Raw genomic sequence first — 19550 nt, 5'->3', positions numbered from 1 at the left:
TTCAGGCCAGGTCGGGTTTCAGTTTTTGCTCGCGCGCGATCTGCAACACGTCGGCCAGCAGCGCTTCCGAGGTCGGCCACGCGCCCGCGCCCTTGCCCGTGACGTACCAGGTCTCGCCGTTTTCCAGCTCGATGATCGCCCGGTTCTGTTCGCCGCGCGCGCCCACCAGATAGTGGTTGGCATCCAAAACTTCCAGTTTCATGGAAGCTTCTAGGCCGTTGTCGGTACGGTAGCAGCGCGCCACATAGCGCAGGCCCTTGCCTTCGGGAATGACCAGAGAGTCTTCGGTGATCTGGCCGACTTCTATATGCTTGGGCGTCTCGCCCGGGAAGGCGATGTCACGCAGCAGCTTCAACTTGGCGCCGACATCGGTGCCGTCGAGATCGGCCGTCGAGTCCGGTTCTGCGAAACCCAGACGGCGCGCCTCGTCCATGGCGGCGTCGAAGGTCTTGCCCGATTCCACCTGGTCGATGACGAAATTGGACGTGCCGTTGAGCACGCCGCTGAAACCCTTGATCCTGTTATATTTGACCGCGCGCTTCAGCGCTTCGATTACCGGCGCGCCGCCGCCGACGCTGGCCGAATAGGTCAGCATGGCGCCCGACGCCCTGGCCGCTTCGCGCAGGCGTTCGCCCGCCGCCGCCACGGCCTGCTTGTTGGCCGAGGTGACGCTGACGCCGGCCTTGAGGAAGCCTTCCAGCAGTTCCAGCGACGGCGACACGCCCGTGCCGATATCGACGAAGACATCGACGTCGGGACGTACGAAGCTGCGGGCGTCCGAGGTGAACAGGGCCGCCAGGGGATGGTCGCGGCGTTTCGACGCGTCACGCACCAGGATGCGGTCGACCTCGATCAGGTCGGACCACTCGACGCATCGTTCCAGAAATTTGGAACCGACGCCGCCAGCGCCCATGACGGCGATGCGGATGCGGCGCTTGAGCGTCGGAGTCTTGCGAAGTTTCGTCTCGGCGCCCAGGACGGTTTCGTAGCCTTTCGTCAGGGCGGCGACCTCGACGGTCATGCCCTTGTCGGCGGCATAGCGCATGGCCTTGGACTGCACCACCGGGAAGGCGATCTTCGTCGCCTCGGCCCACGACAAAGCCTCGTAGGGCTTGGCCGATTCACCGACGGTCGCCGGGTCGGCGTCGTAGACGGCGTCGACATCCTTGATCAGGCGCACGGGGATGTTCAGCGCGCCGGCGATATAGACAGCGGTCAGGTCCGAACCGCCGCGGCCGAGCAGCACGGGCTCACCTGCCGCGTTTTCGGCGACATAGCCCGGCACGACGACGAGATCGACGCCTTGCAGATCGTTTTGCAGGACCTCGGGCTTTACGCCGGTCGGGTTGGCGTTGAGGTGTTCGCCGTCGGCGGTCAGGCCGATTTCGTAGGCCGAGCGGAAGCGCGTGACGATGCCCGAACGTTCGCACGCCATGGCGAACAGGGTCGCGGCGCGCATCTCGCCGGTCGCCAGCAGGTGCGGCGTGGCCGAGGATGTCGAGGCCTGGGTATAGGCGCCCGCCAGGCGCAGCAGCTGGTCGGTCTGGCCCTTGAAGGCCGACACCACCGCGATGACCTTATGGGCGTCGCGGACATGGCGGTAGACTTCCGACACGGCGCGCTGAAGCGCGCTTTCCGAGGTCAGCACCGAACCGCCGAATTTGAGAACAAGCGTAGACATGAGACCCCACGGGTACGAAATCCGATTTGGGTCCGGTCGCTATAAGACTTTCAGGCAAAGGCCAAGCGAAAAGTGGATTGGCGTTCGTCGCGCTCCGCTTCTCCTCCCCATCCCTGACGATGGGGAGGAGCGTTGAGCCCCTCCCCTCCCCTACGCGCTTACTGCTGCCACACCGTCAGGTTCGAGCTGCCGGTCGAGCCATAGCCTTCGGTCGCCATGATCTGGTAGTTCATGGTGCCCAGATTCATGCCATGGCTCTTCCAGGCCGCGACATGGTTGGCAAAGGTGATGACGTGGTTGGTGCCGGTCGAGTTGTTCGACGTCCGCACGCTCCAGAACTGGTAAAAGGTCGCGTTGCCGATGATCGACGGCGCATTGACGCGCTGCGTGCGGTAGATGTTGTAGGTGCCGCCGTCGCTGCTGACCGTGCCCATGAAGGTGGCGCCGCTGCCCGGAGGCGTGAAGCCGCCATGGTCTTCGACGACGTAGTATTCGACCAGCGGGTTGGTCGACCAGCCATAGAGCGACAGATAGCCGTTCGAACCGCCGTTGAACACGCCGGCATTATAGCCGATCTTGCGCGACGTCGAGCCCGTCGACCAGCCCTTGCCGGCGACCATGTTGCCGCTGGAGCCCAGGCTCCAGGTGGTACTGTATTGACCGGCGCTGCCGAGCGTCATGCACGCCGTGCCGGAGCTCAGATACATTTGATAATAAAAACCGTTATTGGTTCCTGTCCCGTTCGAGCAGACGCTTTGCGCATGCGACGCGCCCGCCCCCGCGAGCGTCATGGCCAGAACCGCGGGAACCACTCGTGTTACCGCTACCATAAGCAGACGTTTAAAATTCATGTTTAGCTCCACTGTGCTTTGGCAGCGCTGAGGCTGCCTTTCCTTTTTCGGGTATTCCGCCGGTGTACTGATATAACGCCGTACTTTCGGCGGCGCGCACAGCTTGCACGGCGAAAAGCAACCGTCAAGCAAACTTATACCCGTCCTATGTATCCGTATTTTCAGTATTTGCGGCGCAGCAATATAAAGATTCCATAAGCTGTATTATTTGTGCGACGAATTAACACGAAATAATAATTGCTGGACATCCGCCGGACGCAAGGCCGCGGCCGCGGCCCCGGGGGCGACGGCTGGAAGACCAATTGTCAGATTTTCCGCTTGAAATCCGCGTCGAGCGCCGGCTTATGCCGCACCGCCCTCGTCCGGCAAGGTTACGGTCTCATTGGCCGGAGCCTTGGGCTTCTTCGGCTTGCGCTTGATGATCTTGCGCACCTTGACGACGCGGTTGCCGGCCTTGGCCTGCTCCAGCATCATTTCGATCTGGATCTGCTGGATTTCGGTCAGGCGCTCCCACTGGCGGTTCAGCAGGTGGTCGACCTTTTCATGCAGGTGGCGGATTTCCAGTTCGGCCTTGAGGTTGACCTTGTAGTCGTTGTGCGCGCGCAGGCGGTCCTTGGCTTCCGTCCGGCGCTGGCTCATCATGATGATGGGCGCCTGCAGCGCGGCGATGGTCGACAGAATCAGGTTGAGCAGGATGAAGGGATAGGCGTCGAAGGCCTTCCTCTCGCCCATCACAAGATTGATTCCCATCCACACCGCCAGGAACAGGCAGAAGGAGATGATGAAGGTCCAGCTTCCGCCGAACGACGCCACGCCGTCGGCGACGCGGTCGCCCAGCGAACGGTGGTCCTCGTAGTCCTCTTCGATGTTTTCGGCCAGGGTGTCGTGCGTCTTCAGGCTTTCGACCACCTCGTCCTCGAGGTTCGACAGCTCGCCGCGCTCGTTGTTCAAAAGCTCCGAGACGTACAGGCCGCGGAAGTCGTCCAGCCCCTTGCGCGCGATATAGTCATCCATCTTGAGATGCGGGTGCTGCGCCAGGATATAGTCGAGCAGGGCCGGCCGCAGGTCGTCAAGGCGCACGGCGTCTTTCTTCTTCAGCGGCGCGCCGCTGATGGCGTCGACCAGCTTGACCGATTTGGCCGTGGCCTGATTCAGGCTTTCGCTATAGGCGCCCATGTCGACGGTTGCGGCCTCGCCGCCATCGGCATCGAAATCGACGATCTTTTCGAGCGTATCCACGGCGCCCTCCTGTCCCGGATCATGCAAGCGCGCCCTACACCGGTTTCATGACGATTGCTACCGCTCGCGACGATAAAGTGTATCCGTGGCGGTTTTGAGGTCACGCGGCCTTGCCCGTGGCCGGTTTCACGGGCAAGGAAAGACATGCCGTCCCGCTCCGATACCTTGCGCGCCTACGCCTTCCTCGTCGTCACCACCTTCCTGTGGGCCGGCAACAGCGTCGCGGGCAAGATCGGCTCAGGCCATATCGATCCGGTGCTTCTGACCACCTTGCGCTGGTCGATTGCCGCCGTCCTGATCGTGGCCGTGTCGTGGAAGCGCCTTCGCGCCGACTGGCCCGTTATCCGCCAAAGCTGGCCGATCCTGCTGGGGTTCGGCGCGTCGGGCTTCGCCATCTTCAACATCCTGCTCTACACGGCCCTGACCAGGACCAGCGTCATCAATGTCATGATCGAGCAGGCGGGCATGCCGTTTGCCATCTTCATCGGCAACTACCTCCTGTTCCGCACGCGCGCCACGATCGCGCAACTCCTGGGCTTCGGGCTGACCTTTGCCGGCGTGCTGATCACTGCCGTGCATGGCGACCCGGCGCAACTGATGAAGCTGCAGCTCAATATGGGCGACGCGCTGATGCTGCTGTCGGTCGTCGTCTATTCGGGTTACACGGTGGCGCTGAAATGGAAGCCGGCGCTGCACTGGCAAAGTCTGCTGGCCGTTCCCTGTGTCGGCGCCGCCCTCACCTGCCTGCCCTTCCTGGCCTGGCAGCATTTCACGCGTCCGTTCGGCCTGCCCGACGCCACGGGCTGGGGTGTGGTGGCCTATGCGTCGGTCCTGGTCGCGCTGGTGGCGTCGGCCACCTATATCGCCGGCATCGAGCTGATCGGCGCCAACCGCGCCGGCCTGTTCATCAACCTTTTGCCGATCTTCGGCGTCGGCCTGTCGGTCGTGCTCTTGCGCGCACCGCTGCACGGCTTCCACATCGTGGCGCTGAGCCTCGTCTGCGCCGGCATCGTCCTGGCGGAATGGAGCCGCGCGCGGGCGGCCACATAGTTTCGTTACTAGGAAAAGTCCCGCAAAACCTGTACACGGGGCGGAATGAAGAAACCAAAAGTCGAAAAGACAAGACTCCCCGCCGGCCTGCCGGACGATGAAACCCTTTTGAAAGCGCTCCAGTCGCAGCGCGAACTGGACCTGTCCGATCTAGCGCGGATGTGGGGGTTGAAGGGCGAGGACCGGCGCCTGCTGCGCCAGCGCCTGAAAGCCCTGGCCGAGGCCGGCAAGCTCGACAAGCGCGGCCGCAAATCCTTCGCCCCGCTGATGAGCCTGCCCGAGACCGGTGTGGCCGAAGTTACCGAAACCGATGTCGACGGCGAACTGTGGTGCCAGTGGGGCGCGCCTTCGACAGGCCGCGACCGCGAACCCAAAAAAGCCCCGTTGGCGCGTCTGGCGCCGCTGAAGAAATCCCTGGCCCAGACGCCGCCCAAAATCGGCGACCGCATCTATGTCCGCTTCGAATCGACCTCGGACGGCTGGGTCGCCCACCTGATCAAGATCCTCGACCAGGGCGCCCCGCGTCTGGTCGGCGTGGTGCGTAAGGGCAAGCGCGGCGAAATCCGCCTGGAAAGCGTCAACCGCAAGGAAAAGGACAGCTTCGCCCTCACCGGTCCGGGCCTTGATGCGCTGAGCGACGGCGACGTCGTATTGGCCTCGCCGGTCGGCGGCGGCACGCACCGCTATGGCCCGAAGCCGGCAAAGCTGGTCGAAGTCGTCGGCCGCGAGGACAGCCCCAGGATCGCCTCGATCATGGCAATCCACAGCCATGGTCTGCAAACCGGCTTCCAGACCTCGACCGAGGCCGAAGCCAAGGCGGCGAAAGCGCCCGCGCTCGGCAGCCGCACCGACCTGCGCGACCTGCCCTTCGTCACGATCGATCCCGTAGACGCCAAGGACCACGACGACGCCGTCTACGCCCATGCCGACGACGCACCGGACAATCCGGGCGGCCATGTCGTCTGGGTCGCCATCGCCGACGTCGCGCACTACGTCACCTCGGGCTCGTCGCTCGACCGCGACGCGCGCGACAAGGGCAATTCGACCTACTTCCCCGACCGCGTCGAGCCCATGCTGCCGCATGTCCTCTCGTCTGGCCTGTGCAGCCTCCAGGAAGGCGAGAACCGCGCCACCATGGCCGTGCGCATGGTCTTCGACGCCCACGGCATCAAGAAGAGCCATACCTTCGTGCGCGGCCTGATGCGTTCGGCCGCCAAGCTGTCGTACGAACAGGCGCAATCGGCGATCGACGGCAATCCGGACGACAAAACGCAGCCGATCCTGGACTCTTTGCTGAAGCCCCTGTGGGCGGCGCACGCCTGTCTTACGCGCGGCCGCAATGCCCGCCAGCCCCTGCACATCAATTCGCCCGAACGCCGCGTCCATCTCGACAAGGACGGCAACGTCACCAGGATCGAGCCCCGCATCAGCCTGGAAGCGCATCAACTGATCGAAGAGATGATGATCCAGGCCAACGTCTCGGCCGCCGAGACGCTGGAAAAACACAAGACTCCGCTGATCTACCGCGTCCACGAGGCCCCCAGCCTGGAAAAGGTGCAGAACCTGGCGGACTTCCTGGGGACGCTCGGCCTGCCATGGAACAAGGGCGAGCCGCCGCGCACCGAGCGTTTCAACGCCCTGCTGGACGCGCAGAAGGACGGCCCGAACGCCGAAATCATCAACGAGGTCGTCCTGCGCACCCAGATGCAGGCCCACTACAGTTCCGAAAACTACGGCCACTTCGGGCTCAATCTCGACCGCTACGCGCACTTCACCTCGCCGATCCGCCGCTATGCCGACCTGGTCGTGCACCGGGCGCTGATCCGTGCGCTGAAGCTGGGCGACGACGGCCTGACGGACTACGAAATCAAGACGCTGTCGGATACGGCTGAGCACATTACGGCCACCGAGCGCCGCTCGATGCAGGCCGAACGCGAGGCCATCGAGCGCTATATCGCCGCCTATCTGCACGACAAGGTCGGCGCCAGTTTCCACGGCCGCATCACCGGCGTCACGCGCTTCGGGCTGTTCGTGAAGCTGGACGACACCGGCGCCGACGGCATCGTGCCGGTGTCGAGCCTACGCGATGACTATTATATCCACGACGACGTCCAGCACGCCTTGATCGGCGAACGGTCGGGCACGCGCTGGCGGCTGGGGACCAAGGTCGAGGTCGAGCTGGCAGAGGCCATGCCGATCACCGGCGGGCTGGTCTTCAAAATGCTGAGCATTCCGGAAAAGGCCGATCCGTCGGCACCGCGTCCCCGTCTGGGCGTGCGGGCGCGGACCGGCAAGGGACCAGAGCGCGGCCGCCCCGGCAAGAAACCCGGTGGCCCGGGTCATGGCGTCAAGAACGTCAAGTCGAAGAAGACGCGGCGGTAGAAGAAGATACCCCTCCACCGCTTCGCGGTCCCCCTCCCCATCAAGATGGGGAGGAGAGTTCGTGCACGTTTCTCCTCCCTACGCGAAGCGTGGGGAGGGGGACCACGAAGTGGTGGAGGGGTATCTTTCCACCCGCGCCTACCTGAACGTATAAACCTGCCTGCTGATCTGCAGTTCGCCGCTGGTAACGCGCATCGACAGGGTATCGACCGGCGCCGACAGCTGCACATCGTGGCTTTCCATCAGGTCACGGCCCGATCCGTCGTGGCGGTACAAATCGAACGTCACCCGATTGCCATTGCTCCACGAAATACGCAGGTCGTAGGTCTCGCCGGGCTTCGGCGTGCCGACCAGCGCCTGGTTGCCGGCGCCGTCAGACCGCGCCACGCGGCCGATCAGCTTGCCGCCCTGCCCTGTCACGTCGAACACGACGGATTGCCCGTCCGCGCCTTTGACAGCCAGTTCGTAGCTCGAATCGGAACAGGTCGCTTCCGAACAGTCGAAGGACAGGGTCACGCCGATCTTGCGCACGCTGCTTAAGGGATCGGTCTGGACGGACCGCGTTTCGCCGGTCGGCGCCTTGACGGCGATCGCCTTGTCGGCCTGGTAGAGCCTGGGCGGCGCGTCGTCAGCAGCCGGTGGCGCCGCAGGCTCCGTCGCGGGTGTCGTTTGCGCCGTCACCGGCCCTGCCGCAATCGCCAATACAAATGCCAGTGTTGCCCAGCGCTTCATCGCCACTTCCTTTCGCGTTGCCGGAACGTTATTCAAGGATTGCGTCAGCAAGACGACCCCATATTCGTCGCCCGACACAAAAAATCGCGCTTTGGCCCGGATTGGCCATTGACTTCGCTGCGTCGGTGAGTATTTTCCGCGCCTCTCAATTCAACGCGCGGGGGACCCTGCGCGCCGCATCGCATTTTGTTAGGGACACTCCGTCATGGCTAAGCCAGCTTCGATCAAGATCCGTCTGAACTCGACGGCTGACACCGGCTTCTTCTACGTCACCAAGAAGAACGCCCGCACCAAGACCGAAAAGATGGTCCTGAAGAAGTACGATCCGGTCGTGCGCAAGCACGTCGAATTCCGCGAAGGCAAGATCAAGTAGGATCTTCTCCTCGCATCAAGACGGTCTGTGAGCATCCCCCCCCCTCGCTCACAGACGTACGGAAGCCGCGCCTTTGAGTCCCCCAAATACTCGGCGCGGCTTTTTCGCGTCTGCTCTTCAGGCCCTTACGCAGGTGATGACGAATGAGCGAACCATACGAATACGACGGACATAGGTGGGAGTGGACCGGCAACGATGCGGAAGACGCTTCGCACCTTCATTCGGTCATGAACAACACCAAATGGGAAGAACTGCGCCACGCCATGCACGCGCTGGACGCGGTGATTCCCTGGCGGTGCAAGGCCTTGGGCCGTAGCTACATCTCCGATTGGGACACAGACTGGTTCTATCACTTCCGTCTTGGCGGCTACAACGATATCGAATGGACTGAAATCAGATTCAAGCACGATGCAGCCGAAGCCGTGATGACTGCACTGGCCCGGCTTTCGCTTCCTTACGAGTCCTCGGAATTCGGGGTGAAGGTCTTCGGCTATATAGACGATACCGGTCGGCTGAAAGTCGATCGCCCTTAAGCCGCGGCCTTGATGACCACGCGGTTGCGGCCCGAGGACTTGGCCTCGTAGACGCCCTCGTCCGCGCGCTTGAGCAGGCTTTCCGGCGAATCGCCCAGGCCTTGTGAGGTCGCCACGCCTACCGACACGGTGACATTGAGCTGACGGCCATCGGACAGGATGAACGGCGCATCGGCCACCTGCTGGCGCACACGCTCGGCGATATGGCCGGCATCGACGCTTTCGGTCTCCGGCATCAGCACCACGAATTCCTCGCCGCCGAATCGGCACGGCAGGTCGATGGCGCGAACATTGAGGCTCAACCGCCGGGCAAATTCCTTGATGACCTCGTCGCCGGCGTCGTGACCATAGGTGTCGTTGACGCGCTTGAAGAAGTCGATATCGAGCAGCAGCACCGAACAGGGCTGGCCGCCGCGGTTATGCCGCGACAGGGCCAGACTGAGCTGGTGATCGAGAAAACGCCGGTTGTTCAGGCCCGTCAGGCCGTCGGTCACGGCCATTTCCAGGCTGCGGTCGAGCGAATCGCGCAGGAAGTCGCTGTAGCGCTTGCGGCGTATCTGCGTCTTGGCGCGCGCCAGCAGCTCCTGCATGTCGAGGGGCTTGGGCGCCACGTCGTTGACGCCGAGATCGAGCGCCTTGAGCAAGGCCTTGCGGTCGTCGGGATTGTAGATGCCGAGCACCGGCCGGTGGCGCGTCGGCTCCGATGAACGCAACTGCGCCACCCAGCGCAGCGGATCGAAGGCCTTGGCCGTCATGTTCAGCACCACCAGGTCGACGCGGCCGGCGGCAATGCGCAGGCCTTCGGCCGGATCGGTGACATAGGCGCAGCGGTGATCGTGGCCCAGTTGCAGCATCAGCCGCTCGCCCTGGCGCTCATTGTCGTCGAGGATAAGCACATTGCCGGTGGCGGAAATCTGGCGGTTATAGAGGTCTTCGCCGGACAGGCCGGCGCGGCGCGACGACGCTTCGCGTTGCCTTAAGTCGTCGACCATCTGCTTGAGCCGCACCAGGGCTTTCAGGCGCGCCATCAGGATGATGTCGTCGACCGGCTTGGTCAGGAAGTCGTCGGCGCCCGCTTCCAGCCCCGACAAACGGTCTTCGCGGCCGTCGAGCGCGGTCAGAAGGATGATCGGGATGTGGCGAGTTTCGGGATGGTGCTTGAGCTGGCGGCAGACTTCGTAGCCGTCGACGCCCGGCATCATGACATCCAGCAGGATGATGTCCGGCTGTTCCTCGATGGCGGTCTCGATCCCCGCCTGGCCGTTGCCGGCAGTGATGACGTCGTAATAGTCGGCCTCGAGCTTGGCCTGGAGCAGGCGCACATTGGCCGGGATGTCGTCGACGATAAGAACGCGCGCGGTCATTAGGCCTTACCCGAGATAGCGGCGAACCGTTTCGAGGAAGTGCGTCACCGAGATCGGCTTGGAAATATAGGCTTCGCAACCACCGTCGCGAATGCGCTCTTCGTCGCCCTTCATGGCGAACGCCGTCACGGCGACCACGGGAATGTGCGACAGTTCATCGTCCTCTTTCAGCCACTTGGTGACTTCGAGGCCGGAGATTTCGGGCAGCTGGATATCCATCAGGATCAGGTCCGGACGATGCTGGCGGGCAAGCGTCAGGGCCGACAGACCTTCACCGGTCTGAAGCGTCTCATAGCCCTGCGCATCGAGCAGGTCATGGAACAGCTTCATATTCAGTTCGTTGTCCTCGACGATGAGGACTTTCTTGTTGGTCATATCGACAACCTTTGGCCCCGAAAACATAGTGCCTTCACCTTGATTGCGCCATGCCTGCCCGTTTCCGGACCGGCACAGGGCCTGATGTCTTGTCGAATCGGGCCTTGACCCGGATTCGCCGCCTTGTGGTCAAAACTTCTACAGGGGTAGTCTTAAGGTGAGGTGAAAAGGAAGATAACAAGAGGTAAAAATCGCGGCCGCAAAACCTTAGCAAAACGTTAGTATATAAGGCTTTTTCGCGTCCGTTAGGGACTCCTTTACGCTCTCGCGAAAGGAGTCCCCGAGTCGCGAAAACGGGTGGCTTTTCTAACCCTGAAGATGGGCTATAAGGCGGCATTCCCACCTTCAATTCAGGAAGCCATCATGTCGAAAAGCGAAGAGCGTCTCAAAGCCCTGGGCCTGGTCCTGCCGACGCCGACCGCGCCGGTCGCCAACTATGTGCCGTTCGTGCGCACCGGCAACCACGCCCATATCTCCGGCCAGCTGTCGAACGACGGCACGGGCCGCATCAAGGGCACGCTGGGCGTCGACGTGACCGTTGATGAAGGCGTCGAAGCCGCGCGCCTGTGCGGTCTGAACCTGCTGGCGCAGATGAAGGCGGCGGCCGGCGGCGACCTCGACAATGTCGTGCGCGTGATCAAGCTCAACGCCTTCGTCCAGGCCGGCCCCGACTTCTACGACATCCCGCAGGTCATCAATGGCTGCTCGGACCTGATGGTCGCCGTGCTGGGCGATGCCGGGCGCCATGCGCGCTCGGCGGTGGGCATGTACAAGATTCCGCTCGGCTTCGCGGTCGAGATCGACGCCTTTATCGAAGTGGCGGATCGCCGGTAAAACGCGTTTTCTTGTACCTCCCCGTTTTTCGCAGAAAAATGGGGAGGGGGACCGCACGACTGAGTTATCGCGAAAGCGATAGCGAAGGAGATGTGGTGGTGGGGTTTCTTGCTTGCTTCGCCCCCGGTGTTTCCAGGAAAGCAAGAAACCCCACCACCCCCCTGCGCTAACGCTCCGGGCGGTCCCCCTCCCCCTCCCCCTTCGCTACGCTTCGGGCGACGGGGAGGTGCAAGAAGACGCCACCCATTCCTGGAAGGCCGCGACGGCGACCTCGTGTTTCGGCGACAGGCGGCCGGTCTGGTAGATTCCGGCATCGAGATTCTGCTGCACGCGCTCGGCGATCCAGATGTCCTCGGCAGTGACCTGATCGGACATGGCCAGGGTCGCCTCGGGCACGGGCACGCCATTCGGCGTCAGATAGATATAGTCGAGTTGCGTCCGCGCATGGCCCACCGGCGTCATGCGCTCGATCATCAGGCCTTCGCTATAGATATTGACGCCGATATTGGGCCACAGCCACGCCCACAGGCCGTCATAGACGGCGTCGGGCGAGCGCGGCGGGGCGTCGTGCAGCACCACATGGCCATCAACCGTCACACGGTAATTCTCGGCGCGAATCTCGGCGTTCAGGCCGGGATGGACGTCCGGCACATGATAGCCTTCGAGATAGTTCTCGACATAGGTCTTCCAGTTGCAATTCAGCGTGTGCGCCCGGCGCAAACCGACCTTCAGGCCCGACCAGTCGGCATTGCCGAGGCGCGCATCGAGTGGTTTGAGCAGCCCATCGACATCGGGCGCCCCCTCCCCCATGGCGGCGAAGATCAGCCCGCGCCACACGGCGATGCGCACCGGAAACAGGCTGAAGTCTCTCGGATCGAAATCGGCGGCTGGTCCGAAGTCCCGCGCCAGCCGCAGGCGCCCGTCGAGCGCGTACTTCCAGCCGTGGTAGCGGCAGATCAGGTGGCCGTCGCACACGCCCGTCTCCTCGACATTGAGCGGGCCGGCGCGATGGCGGCAGACATTATGGAAGGCGCGGATATCACCCGCCATATCGCGCACCATGATAACGGGGTACCCCGCCAGCACGTCGGCGCGCCATGCCCCCGGCACGGGCAGATCGCTTTCATGGCCCAGGAACTGCCAGTTACCGGCAAAGACCGCCGTCTTTTCCAACGCCCAGCGTTCGGGGTCGCTGTACCAGCGCGCCGGCGCGGTGACGGGCGATCTGGGCTTCAGGCTGTCGGCGCTCATGACGGCTTCCTCATCCTGGCAATGAAATAGAGGACGCCACCCGACACGATGAGCACAAGGGCGGCGCCGGCCAGCTTTATCGTCGCCATCCAGCCGCCCAGTGCCCCGGGCGTGGCGTCGGGCGTCGGCACGAAGCTGCACAGGATGGCGCTCAAGGCGCCGACAAAGCCCAGGGCCGCCATCCAGCGCCCGAAGCGGGGCCCGCCGGCCACGCCCGTGCCGCCTTCGGGTTCCGGCAGCGACTGCGCCTTCCAGTAGGCGGCGAACATGAAGAGGTATGGCAGGGTATAGGACAGGACGCTCATGGCGACGATAAAGTCGTAGGCCTTGGCGACCGTCGTGCCGGACTGGCTGAGCACCAGCATCAGGACGACCAGCGCCACCTGCAACCATATGGCCGCCACCGGCGCACCGGTCTTCGGGTCCATATAGCCGACCGCTTTCGGCAGGGCGGCATCGAGGCCCGCGGCGAACGGCAGGCGCGCCGCGGCGCCGAACCAGGCGCTGACGGCGCCCGCCTGGCTGAGTGCCAGGGCCAGCACCAGCCACGGTGCGATCTGGGCGGCATGGATGCGTCCGGCCGCGGCCTTGAGCGCATCCGGCAGGCCGGCCAGGCGCGACGCCTGATCCTGCGGGATGACCATCAGCATACAGGCCGTCCCTAGCAGAAAGGCGAAGCTCAACGTAATACCGAGGATGATCAGGCCCGAGCGCAGGGTCCTGATGCCGCCCTTGACCGCATTGCGCAGCAGCGCCACACCTTCGGCGCCGCCATAGGCGAAGACCATGGCCGACCAAAGGATCGCCCCGTCGGCATTGAGCGGCGGGCGATAGTCGGCGGCCGCGAAGTTGGTGGCGGAATGGCCTTGCACACCCAACCACAGGCCCGAGCCGACCAGGACGGCGTAGATGACCAGGGTCGCCGCCGCCCCCGCCAGCGGGATCCATTTGCCGGCGCCCAGCCCCCGGCTGTGCAGGAAGCCGACCAGCAGGATCATGACGGTCGAAGCGACGAAGGCGCCCAACGGTCCGCCCAGCCACGCACCGAACGCCCCGCCCGCCACCTGGGCCAGCATCGAATTGACGAAGATCAGCAGTCCCGCGAAGTACGGAACATTGCTGGCCCAGTAGAGCCAGCCGCACATGAAGCCGGCGAACGGTCCCTGGGTGTGACGCGTCCAGGCATAGATGGCGCCCTCGCCCGGGAACCGCGCCGAAAGATCGAGCGTGGCGGTAAGCAAGGGCAGCAGGAAGACCAGCCCGGCCAACGGCCAGATGGGCAGGGACTTCGCCCCCGTCGCGGCCCCCGTCGCCAGCCAGCGGATCGCCAGGTTCATGGCGAAGGCGTAGAAGACGAGACTCCACAGGCCGATCTTGCGCGTATCCGACATTATCGTCTCCCCGGAAACGAACGAGACTGCGCCCGGTTCTTGAAACGGTCAAGCCACCGTCAAAATTGGACCGATTGTGCCCCGCCGTTAAGGGTGTTAGCGTCGCCGGAAATCCATGTCGTGAGGGCCGTTCATGCGTATTTTCGCCGCAGTTTCCGCTGCCTTCCTTATCGCTTCCCCGGCTTTGGCCGCCGACCGCTCCGGCGACGGCGAGCCCCAGTTCCGCGCGCTCTATAAAGAGCTGGTCGAGACCAATACCGAGCTGTCGTCGGGCAGTTGCACACTGGCGGCCGAACGCATGGCCGCCCGTTTGAAAGCGGGGGGCTATGGCGACGCCGATGTCCGCCTCTTTTCCACGCCTGACCACCCCAAGGACGGCGGTCTGGTGGCGCAGCTTCCCGGCAGCGATCCCAAGGCCAAGGCAATCCTGCTGCTGGCCCATATCGATGTGGTCGAGGCGAAGCGCGAGGACTGGACGCGCGATCCCTTCACGCTCATCGAGGAAGGCGGCTATTTCTACGGGCGCGGCACCTCGGACGACAAGGCGATGGCCGCCGTCTTCACCGACCTGATGATCCGCTACAAACAGGAAGGCTATCGCCCGAAACGCACGATCCGGCTGGCCCTGACCTGCGGTGAGGAGACCGAAGGCGCGTTCAACGGCGCCAACTGGCTGGCGACACAACACAAGGACTGGATAGACGCCGAACTGGCGCTCAACGAAGGCGCGTCGGGCGTCCTCGACAAGGACGGCAAGCGCATCTCGTTCAATATCGAGGCCGCCGAAAAGGTCTACCAGGACTTTACCCTGGTGACGACGAATCCAGGGGGACACTCCTCGCAGCCTGTACCCGACAATGCGATCTACGAGATGGCCACGGCGCTGGGCAAGGTGTCCAAACTCGAATTCCCGGCCCAGCTCAACGATGCCACGCGCGGCTATTTCACCGAGACCGCCAAGCTGAAGGACCCCGAAACCGCCGCCGCCATGCGCGCCATCGTCGCCAACCCCGGCGATGCCGCCGCCGACGCCGTCCTGTCGAAGGACAAGTTATGGCATTCGCTGCTGCGCACCACCTGCGTCGCGACCCTGATCGACGGCGGCCATGCGCTCAACGCCCTGCCCCAACGGGTCACCGCCAATGTCAATTGCCGCATGTTCCCGGGCAGCAAGGTCGAAGACGTGCGCGATGCCCTGGTAAAGACGATCGACGATGCGCGCGTCGCCGTCACGATCCGGGAACCTCGCAGCCCCGCCACACCCGCGCCCCAGCTGGGCGCCGACCTGCTCAGGTCCATCCAGGCCACGACCGCCGAAATCTATCCCGGCATTCCTGTCGTCCCCTTCATGTCCACCGGCGCGACCGACGGAATTTACCTGTCAGCCGTGGGCATCCCGACCTATGGCCTGACCGGCTATTTCATCGATCCCGACAACGGCAATGTCCACGGCCTTAACGAACGCATCGGCGTGCAGTCCCTGATGGACGGCCGCCGCTTCCAGTATAAGCTGGTGAAACGCCTGGCTGACCGGTAATCCTGTAGCGCAATACGGAAAGCGCCCTATATGGACGATATGACGCCCCTTTCCGTAACCCTTCATTCCGCCATCGCCGACATCGGCCGTGACGCCTGGGAGGCCGTGCGCCCCGACGCCAATCCCTTTACGTCATACGACTTCCTGCATGCGCTCGAGGCCAGCCGCTCGGTCGATGCGCGCTCGGGCTGGCAGACGACGCACCTGGCGTTGCGCGAAGGCGAAGCGGTCACGGGCATCCTGCCGCTCTACGTCAAATACCATTCGATGGGCGAATATGTCTTCGACCATGCCTGGGCGCGCGCCTACGAAGACGCCGGCGGCGACTATTATCCCAAGCTTCTGTCGGCGGTGCCGTTCACCCCGGTGACCGGCGCGCGGCTGCTGGCAAAGGATGCGGCGACACGGCGTGCGCTGGTCGAGGCCGCGGTCAAGGTATGCGACGGCAACACGCTGTCGTCGCTGCACATCAACTTCCCTGCGGAGGACGACTGGCGGCTGATGGGCGATTGCGGCCTGCTGCTGCGTCAGGACCAGCAGTTCTGGTTCGACAATCCGGGCTATCAGTCGTTCGACGATTTTCTGGCGCAGCTGTCGTCCAACCGCCGCAAAGTCATTCGGCGCGAACGCCGAGACGTGCAGGCCCAGCTCGATTTCAAAGTGGTGACCGGCAACGATATCGAGGAACGCCATCTCGACGACATGTACGCCTTTATCGCCGACACCTATGCCCGCAAGTGGGGCACGGGCAAGCCGTACCTGACACGCGCCTTTTTCTCGCGCATCGCCGAAACCATGCGCGACCGTATCGTGCTTGTGTTTGCCTATGAGGCCGGCCGCGCGGTGGCCGGCGCCATCAATTTCACCGGCGACGGCGTGCTGTACGGGCGGCAGTGGGGCGCCCTGGTCGACGTACCCTTCCTGCATTTCGAGGTCTGCTACTACCAGGCCATCGACTACGCCATTGCCACGGGCCTCAAGCGCGTCGAGGCCGGGACGCAGGGCGAGCACAAGCTGTCGCGCGGATACCTGCCCCATCCGGTCTATTCGGCGCACTATATCCGCGACGCGCGTCTAAGGCGTCCGGTCGCAGACTATCTGGCGCGCGAACGCGAAGCGGTGGCGGAGAACATGGTCGAACTGGCCGCCGAAGCGTCGCCGTTCAAAAAGGGCGGCTAAGCTGCTAAAACTGTTCCCAAAGGACAGGAACATGGCAGAGCGCTACACGACCTATTCGGCCTTCTTCGACTTCTACCTTTCGGAACACGAAAAGCCGCTGACACGCGCCCTGCACTATTGCGGCTCGGCGTGCGGGATATCGGCGCTGATCCTCACCGTTACGACCGCAAACCTCCTGTGGATTCCGGCCGGCCTGGTCTCAGGCTACGGCTTTGCCTGGATCGCCCATTTTTTCGTTGAGCACAACAAGCCCGCGACGTTCAAATATCCCCTTTGGTCGTTCCTCGGCGACTATCACATGTTCGCCCTGTGGCTGACCGGCCGGCTGAACAAGCGTCGCGCGGCCGCTAAATCAGCGCGCTGAACCAGGCATCAAGGCTCTTCGCCTGGACTTCCATATTGGCGGCGCGTTGCGCAGCCTCTTCGTCACGGCCCCAGGTCTCGGCCTGGAAGGTCTCACCGACGCGCGACGCCGCAAAGGCCAGCTCGCCCGTCAGACACCCGCGCCATACGGCCAATGCCAGCACGACCGACCCGAACAGGGGAATGGCCGACATCAGGCCCGCGCGCTCGTAAGACGTCGCCTCTTCGACAATCGCCCGCAGCTTGACCGGCGTTTCCGCCGGCTGCTTCTGGTGGATCAGCGTCCTGTTCTGGTGGAATTCGAGGCCCAGTTCGTCCTTCGTCCAGGCAATCAGCGGCAGCCAGGCCTCGTCTTCGCGCGCGATCAACGCCGCCGGATATTCCGACGGATAGCAGACCAGGTCGGTTTCGGCGTAGCGCAGGACCTCGGCCACCGTCTCTTCGACCACGTCTTTCATGCGGTCGACGGCGGCGAAGCCCAGGCGCGTCAGCGGCATGTCCTCGTAATTGACGTGCTCACCGACCGCGTCCCACTCGGCGGCGACACGCTCGGCCAGGGCCTTGGTCGGCAACACCAAAGCGCGGCCTTGCGGCGTCTTCACGCCGCGTCCGTCGAGCTCGACCGCAAAACCGCCTTCGGCTTCGGAGACGCCAGCGGCTTTCCAGAACCGCGCCGGGCGATAGCCCAGCTGGTCGCTCTTCTTCGTGGGGGCTTCGGCCTTGTAAGTCATAGCATATTCTCAAGAACGAAGGCGTCGAGCGCCGCGTTCAACTGGTTGAAATCGTGGACGATCACGTCGGCGCCCGCCGCCTGCAATTCCTCGACCGTGTGAAAGCCCCAGGACACGCCGATCGTCCGCACCTTGGCCGCGCGTCCCATATGGATGTCGTGCGTCGTGTCGCCGATCATGACGGTCTGGTGCGCGTCGACGCCCAGCGCCACCATGTTGCAATCCAGCATGTGCGGATGCGGCTTGGACGGGCCGTCGTCGGCGCAGAAGCTGGTGTCGAAGACATCGCCCCAGCCATAGACCTCGGTATTGCGCTCGATGCCGCGGCGCGACTTGCCCGTCGCCATGCCGATCAGCCAGCCGTCGCGCTTCAGGCGGCGCAGGGTCTCCTCGGCGCCCGGATAGAGCGGCTCATGAAAGTCGGGATCGCCGTGCATGCGGATAAAGGCTTGCTTGTAGGCGCTGGCATAGGCTTCCGCACGATCGGGCGCCAGGTCGGGGCGCATGTGGCGCACGGCTTCGAGCAGCGACAGGCCGACGATCTGGCGGACTTCGTCGTAGGTCGGCGCGTCCAGCCCTACCGTGACGGCGGCTTCCTGCAAGGCCTTGAAGATCGAGGCACGGCTGTCGACCAGCGTGCCGTCGACATCCCAGACGACCAGCTTCAAACTCATCGGCGGCTCTTCTTGCTGACGCGCACGAACGGATCGGCCTCGGCATCGTGGATATCGAAGCCGAAGCGGTCGAAGCCCGCCTTGATCACCGGATCGAGCGGCGCCTCGACGATCAGCGTGCCCTGGCTCGGGTGCGGCAGCTCGATGCGGCGGTGATGCAGTTGCAGCCCCAGGCCTTCGGACAGGTCGCGGCTGGCGTCGTTGCCGTACTTGGGGTCACCCAGGATCGAATGGCCGATGGCCTGCATATGGGCGCGCAGCTGGTGGGTGCGGCCGGTGTGCGGACGCAGGCCCATCCAGGCGACGCGCGGACCGGCGCGGCCGATGGTGACGTATTCGGTTTCGGCCGCTTCGGCGCCCGGCTCCTTGATATCGGCCGGCTGGACGATTTCGCGGTCATGGAAGCCCTTCTTGACCAGGGGCGTATCGATATAGCCCTCTTCCGGCTTGGGGTTGCCGACGACCAGCGCCCAATAGGTCTTGCTGGCGCGGCGCTTGGCGAACGCTCCGGCCAGGCGCGCGGCGGCGGCCGGCGACTTGCCGAGCAGCAGCACGCCCGAGGTGTCGCGGTCGAGGCGGTGGACCAGGCGCGGGCGTTCCAGCCCCTCGCCCCACGCCGACAGCAGCCGGTCGATATGGTTCTTGGTCTTGGTGCCGCCCTGCACCGCCAGGCCCGACGGTTTGTTGATGGCGATGACGTCCTCGTCCTCGTAGATGACCAGCGAGCGGGCGTATTTGATTTCCTGCGGCGACAGGGTCGCCCGATCGCGCTTCTGCTGGTCTTCGGAGGGCGCGTCGGGCAGCGGCGGCACGCGCACCGTGGCACCGGTCGTCAGGCGCGTATCGGCCTTGACGCGGCTGCCATCGACGCGGACCTGGCCAGAGCGCAGCAGCTTGTTCAGTTGCACGTGGTTGATGTGCGGCCAGCGGCGCTTGAAGAAGCGGTCGACGCGGACGCCGTCCTCGCCTTCGGTGACGTAGAGGGTTTTGACTTCCTTGCTCATGCCGCG

19 protein-coding genes are annotated in these 19550 nt (G+C 64.0%); 8 read left to right on the top strand and 11 right to left on the bottom strand.

Going from position 1 to position 19550, the window contains the following annotated elements:
- Position 1: 1 nt before the first annotated feature.
- The 3 genes from AB8717_RS08025 to AB8717_RS08015 form a co-directional block, all read right to left on the bottom strand.
- Positions 2-1681: an amino acid kinase family protein gene (locus tag AB8717_RS08025; protein ID WP_443750506.1), complete on the bottom strand. Its 1680-nt coding sequence runs from the start codon at positions 1679-1681 to the stop codon at positions 2-4.
- 158 nt (positions 1682-1839) lie between these two features.
- Positions 1840-2388 (bottom strand): glycoside hydrolase family 11 protein, encoded by a 549-nt coding sequence (locus AB8717_RS08020; protein WP_443750505.1) that lies wholly within the window; start codon positions 2386-2388, stop codon positions 1840-1842.
- A gap of 486 nt (positions 2389-2874) precedes the next feature.
- Positions 2875-3771, bottom strand: a complete 897-nt coding sequence (locus AB8717_RS08015; RefSeq protein WP_443750504.1) for a DUF1003 domain-containing protein — start codon at positions 3769-3771, stop codon at positions 2875-2877.
- A gap of 144 nt (positions 3772-3915) precedes the next feature.
- On the opposite strand from AB8717_RS08015, the gene AB8717_RS08010 reads away from it, so the two are divergent.
- Positions 3916-4821, top strand: a complete 906-nt coding sequence (locus AB8717_RS08010; RefSeq protein WP_443750503.1) for a DMT family transporter — start codon at positions 3916-3918, stop codon at positions 4819-4821.
- Between the two features lie 45 nt (positions 4822-4866).
- Positions 4867-7203: a ribonuclease R gene (gene rnr, locus AB8717_RS08005; RefSeq protein WP_443750502.1), complete on the top strand. Its 2337-nt coding sequence runs from the start codon at positions 4867-4869 to the stop codon at positions 7201-7203.
- A 138-nt stretch (positions 7204-7341) separates the two neighbouring features.
- On the opposite strand, the gene AB8717_RS08000 is transcribed toward rnr, so the two are convergent.
- The gene (locus AB8717_RS08000) at positions 7342-7935 is read right to left on the bottom strand and encodes a hypothetical protein (RefSeq protein ID WP_443750501.1); all 594 of its coding nucleotides are present in this window, start codon (positions 7933-7935) and stop codon (positions 7342-7344) included.
- Positions 7936-8140: 205 nt separating this feature from the next.
- Here AB8717_RS08000 and rpmG point away from each other — a divergent pair, with 205 nt between their 5' ends.
- Complete coding sequence (rpmG, locus tag AB8717_RS07995; RefSeq protein WP_004620056.1) at positions 8141-8308, top strand: 50S ribosomal protein L33; 168 nt, start codon at positions 8141-8143, stop codon at positions 8306-8308.
- A gap of 143 nt (positions 8309-8451) precedes the next feature.
- Positions 8452-8841 (top strand): DUF6678 family protein, encoded by a 390-nt coding sequence (locus AB8717_RS07990; protein WP_443750500.1) that lies wholly within the window; start codon positions 8452-8454, stop codon positions 8839-8841.
- On the opposite strand, the gene AB8717_RS07985 is transcribed toward AB8717_RS07990, so the two are convergent.
- Together AB8717_RS07985 and AB8717_RS07980 are read right to left on the bottom strand one after the other, a co-directional pair.
- A complete protein-coding gene (locus AB8717_RS07985; protein ID WP_443750499.1) occupies positions 8838-10205 on the bottom strand; it encodes a PleD family two-component system response regulator in 1368 nt (455 codons plus the stop codon). The genes AB8717_RS07990 and AB8717_RS07985 overlap by 4 nt on opposite strands.
- 6 nt (positions 10206-10211) lie before the next feature.
- Positions 10212-10580: a response regulator gene (locus tag AB8717_RS07980; protein ID WP_192618530.1), complete on the bottom strand. Its 369-nt coding sequence runs from the start codon at positions 10578-10580 to the stop codon at positions 10212-10214.
- A gap of 363 nt (positions 10581-10943) precedes the next feature.
- Between AB8717_RS07980 and AB8717_RS07975 the strand changes: the two genes are divergently transcribed.
- Complete coding sequence (locus AB8717_RS07975; protein ID WP_443750498.1) at positions 10944-11414, top strand: RidA family protein; 471 nt, start codon at positions 10944-10946, stop codon at positions 11412-11414.
- Between the two features lie 204 nt (positions 11415-11618).
- On the opposite strand, the gene AB8717_RS07970 is transcribed toward AB8717_RS07975, so the two are convergent.
- On the bottom strand, positions 11619-12665 hold the full coding sequence (locus AB8717_RS07970) for an aromatic ring-hydroxylating oxygenase subunit alpha (protein WP_443750497.1): 1047 nt from the start codon (positions 12663-12665) through the stop codon (positions 11619-11621).
- Positions 12662-14056: an APC family permease gene (locus AB8717_RS07965; protein ID WP_443750496.1), complete on the bottom strand. Its 1395-nt coding sequence runs from the start codon at positions 14054-14056 to the stop codon at positions 12662-12664. The genes AB8717_RS07970 and AB8717_RS07965 overlap by 4 nt, the downstream gene beginning before the upstream one ends.
- Before the next feature lie 133 nt (positions 14057-14189).
- Here AB8717_RS07965 and AB8717_RS07960 point away from each other — a divergent pair, with 133 nt between their 5' ends.
- The 3 genes from AB8717_RS07960 to AB8717_RS07950 are packed head-to-tail and all read left to right on the top strand — an operon-like array spanning position 14190 to position 17136.
- Complete coding sequence (locus AB8717_RS07960) at positions 14190-15593, top strand: M20/M25/M40 family metallo-hydrolase (RefSeq protein WP_443750495.1); 1404 nt, start codon at positions 14190-14192, stop codon at positions 15591-15593.
- A gap of 30 nt (positions 15594-15623) precedes the next feature.
- On the top strand, positions 15624-16772 hold the full coding sequence (locus AB8717_RS07955) for a GNAT family N-acetyltransferase (RefSeq protein WP_443750494.1): 1149 nt from the start codon (positions 15624-15626) through the stop codon (positions 16770-16772).
- A 31-nt stretch (positions 16773-16803) separates the two neighbouring features.
- Positions 16804-17136 (top strand): Mpo1-like protein, encoded by a 333-nt coding sequence (locus AB8717_RS07950; RefSeq protein ID WP_443750493.1) that lies wholly within the window; start codon positions 16804-16806, stop codon positions 17134-17136.
- On the opposite strand, the gene AB8717_RS07945 is transcribed toward AB8717_RS07950, so the two are convergent.
- The 3 genes from AB8717_RS07945 to AB8717_RS07935 are packed head-to-tail and all read right to left on the bottom strand — an operon-like array spanning position 17120 to position 19544.
- Positions 17120-17866 carry an ATP12 family chaperone protein gene (locus AB8717_RS07945; protein ID WP_443750492.1) on the bottom strand — a complete coding sequence of 249 codons (747 nt, stop codon included), beginning with the start codon at positions 17864-17866 and terminating at the stop codon, positions 17120-17122. The genes AB8717_RS07950 and AB8717_RS07945 overlap by 17 nt on opposite strands.
- The gene (locus AB8717_RS07940; protein WP_443750491.1) at positions 17863-18540 is read right to left on the bottom strand and encodes an HAD-IA family hydrolase; all 678 of its coding nucleotides are present in this window, start codon (positions 18538-18540) and stop codon (positions 17863-17865) included. Before AB8717_RS07940 ends, AB8717_RS07945 begins: the two co-directional genes overlap by 4 nt.
- The gene (locus AB8717_RS07935) at positions 18537-19544 is read right to left on the bottom strand and encodes an RluA family pseudouridine synthase (RefSeq protein WP_443750490.1); all 1008 of its coding nucleotides are present in this window, start codon (positions 19542-19544) and stop codon (positions 18537-18539) included. The genes AB8717_RS07940 and AB8717_RS07935 overlap by 4 nt, the downstream gene beginning before the upstream one ends.
- Between the last annotated feature and the right edge of the window lie 6 nt (positions 19545-19550).

The organism is Asticcacaulis solisilvae, assembly GCF_052327315.1.
GTDB classification, from domain to species: domain Bacteria; phylum Pseudomonadota; class Alphaproteobacteria; order Caulobacterales; family Caulobacteraceae; genus Asticcacaulis; species Asticcacaulis solisilvae_B.
This window is presented reverse-complemented; position numbering and strand designations above follow the sequence as displayed.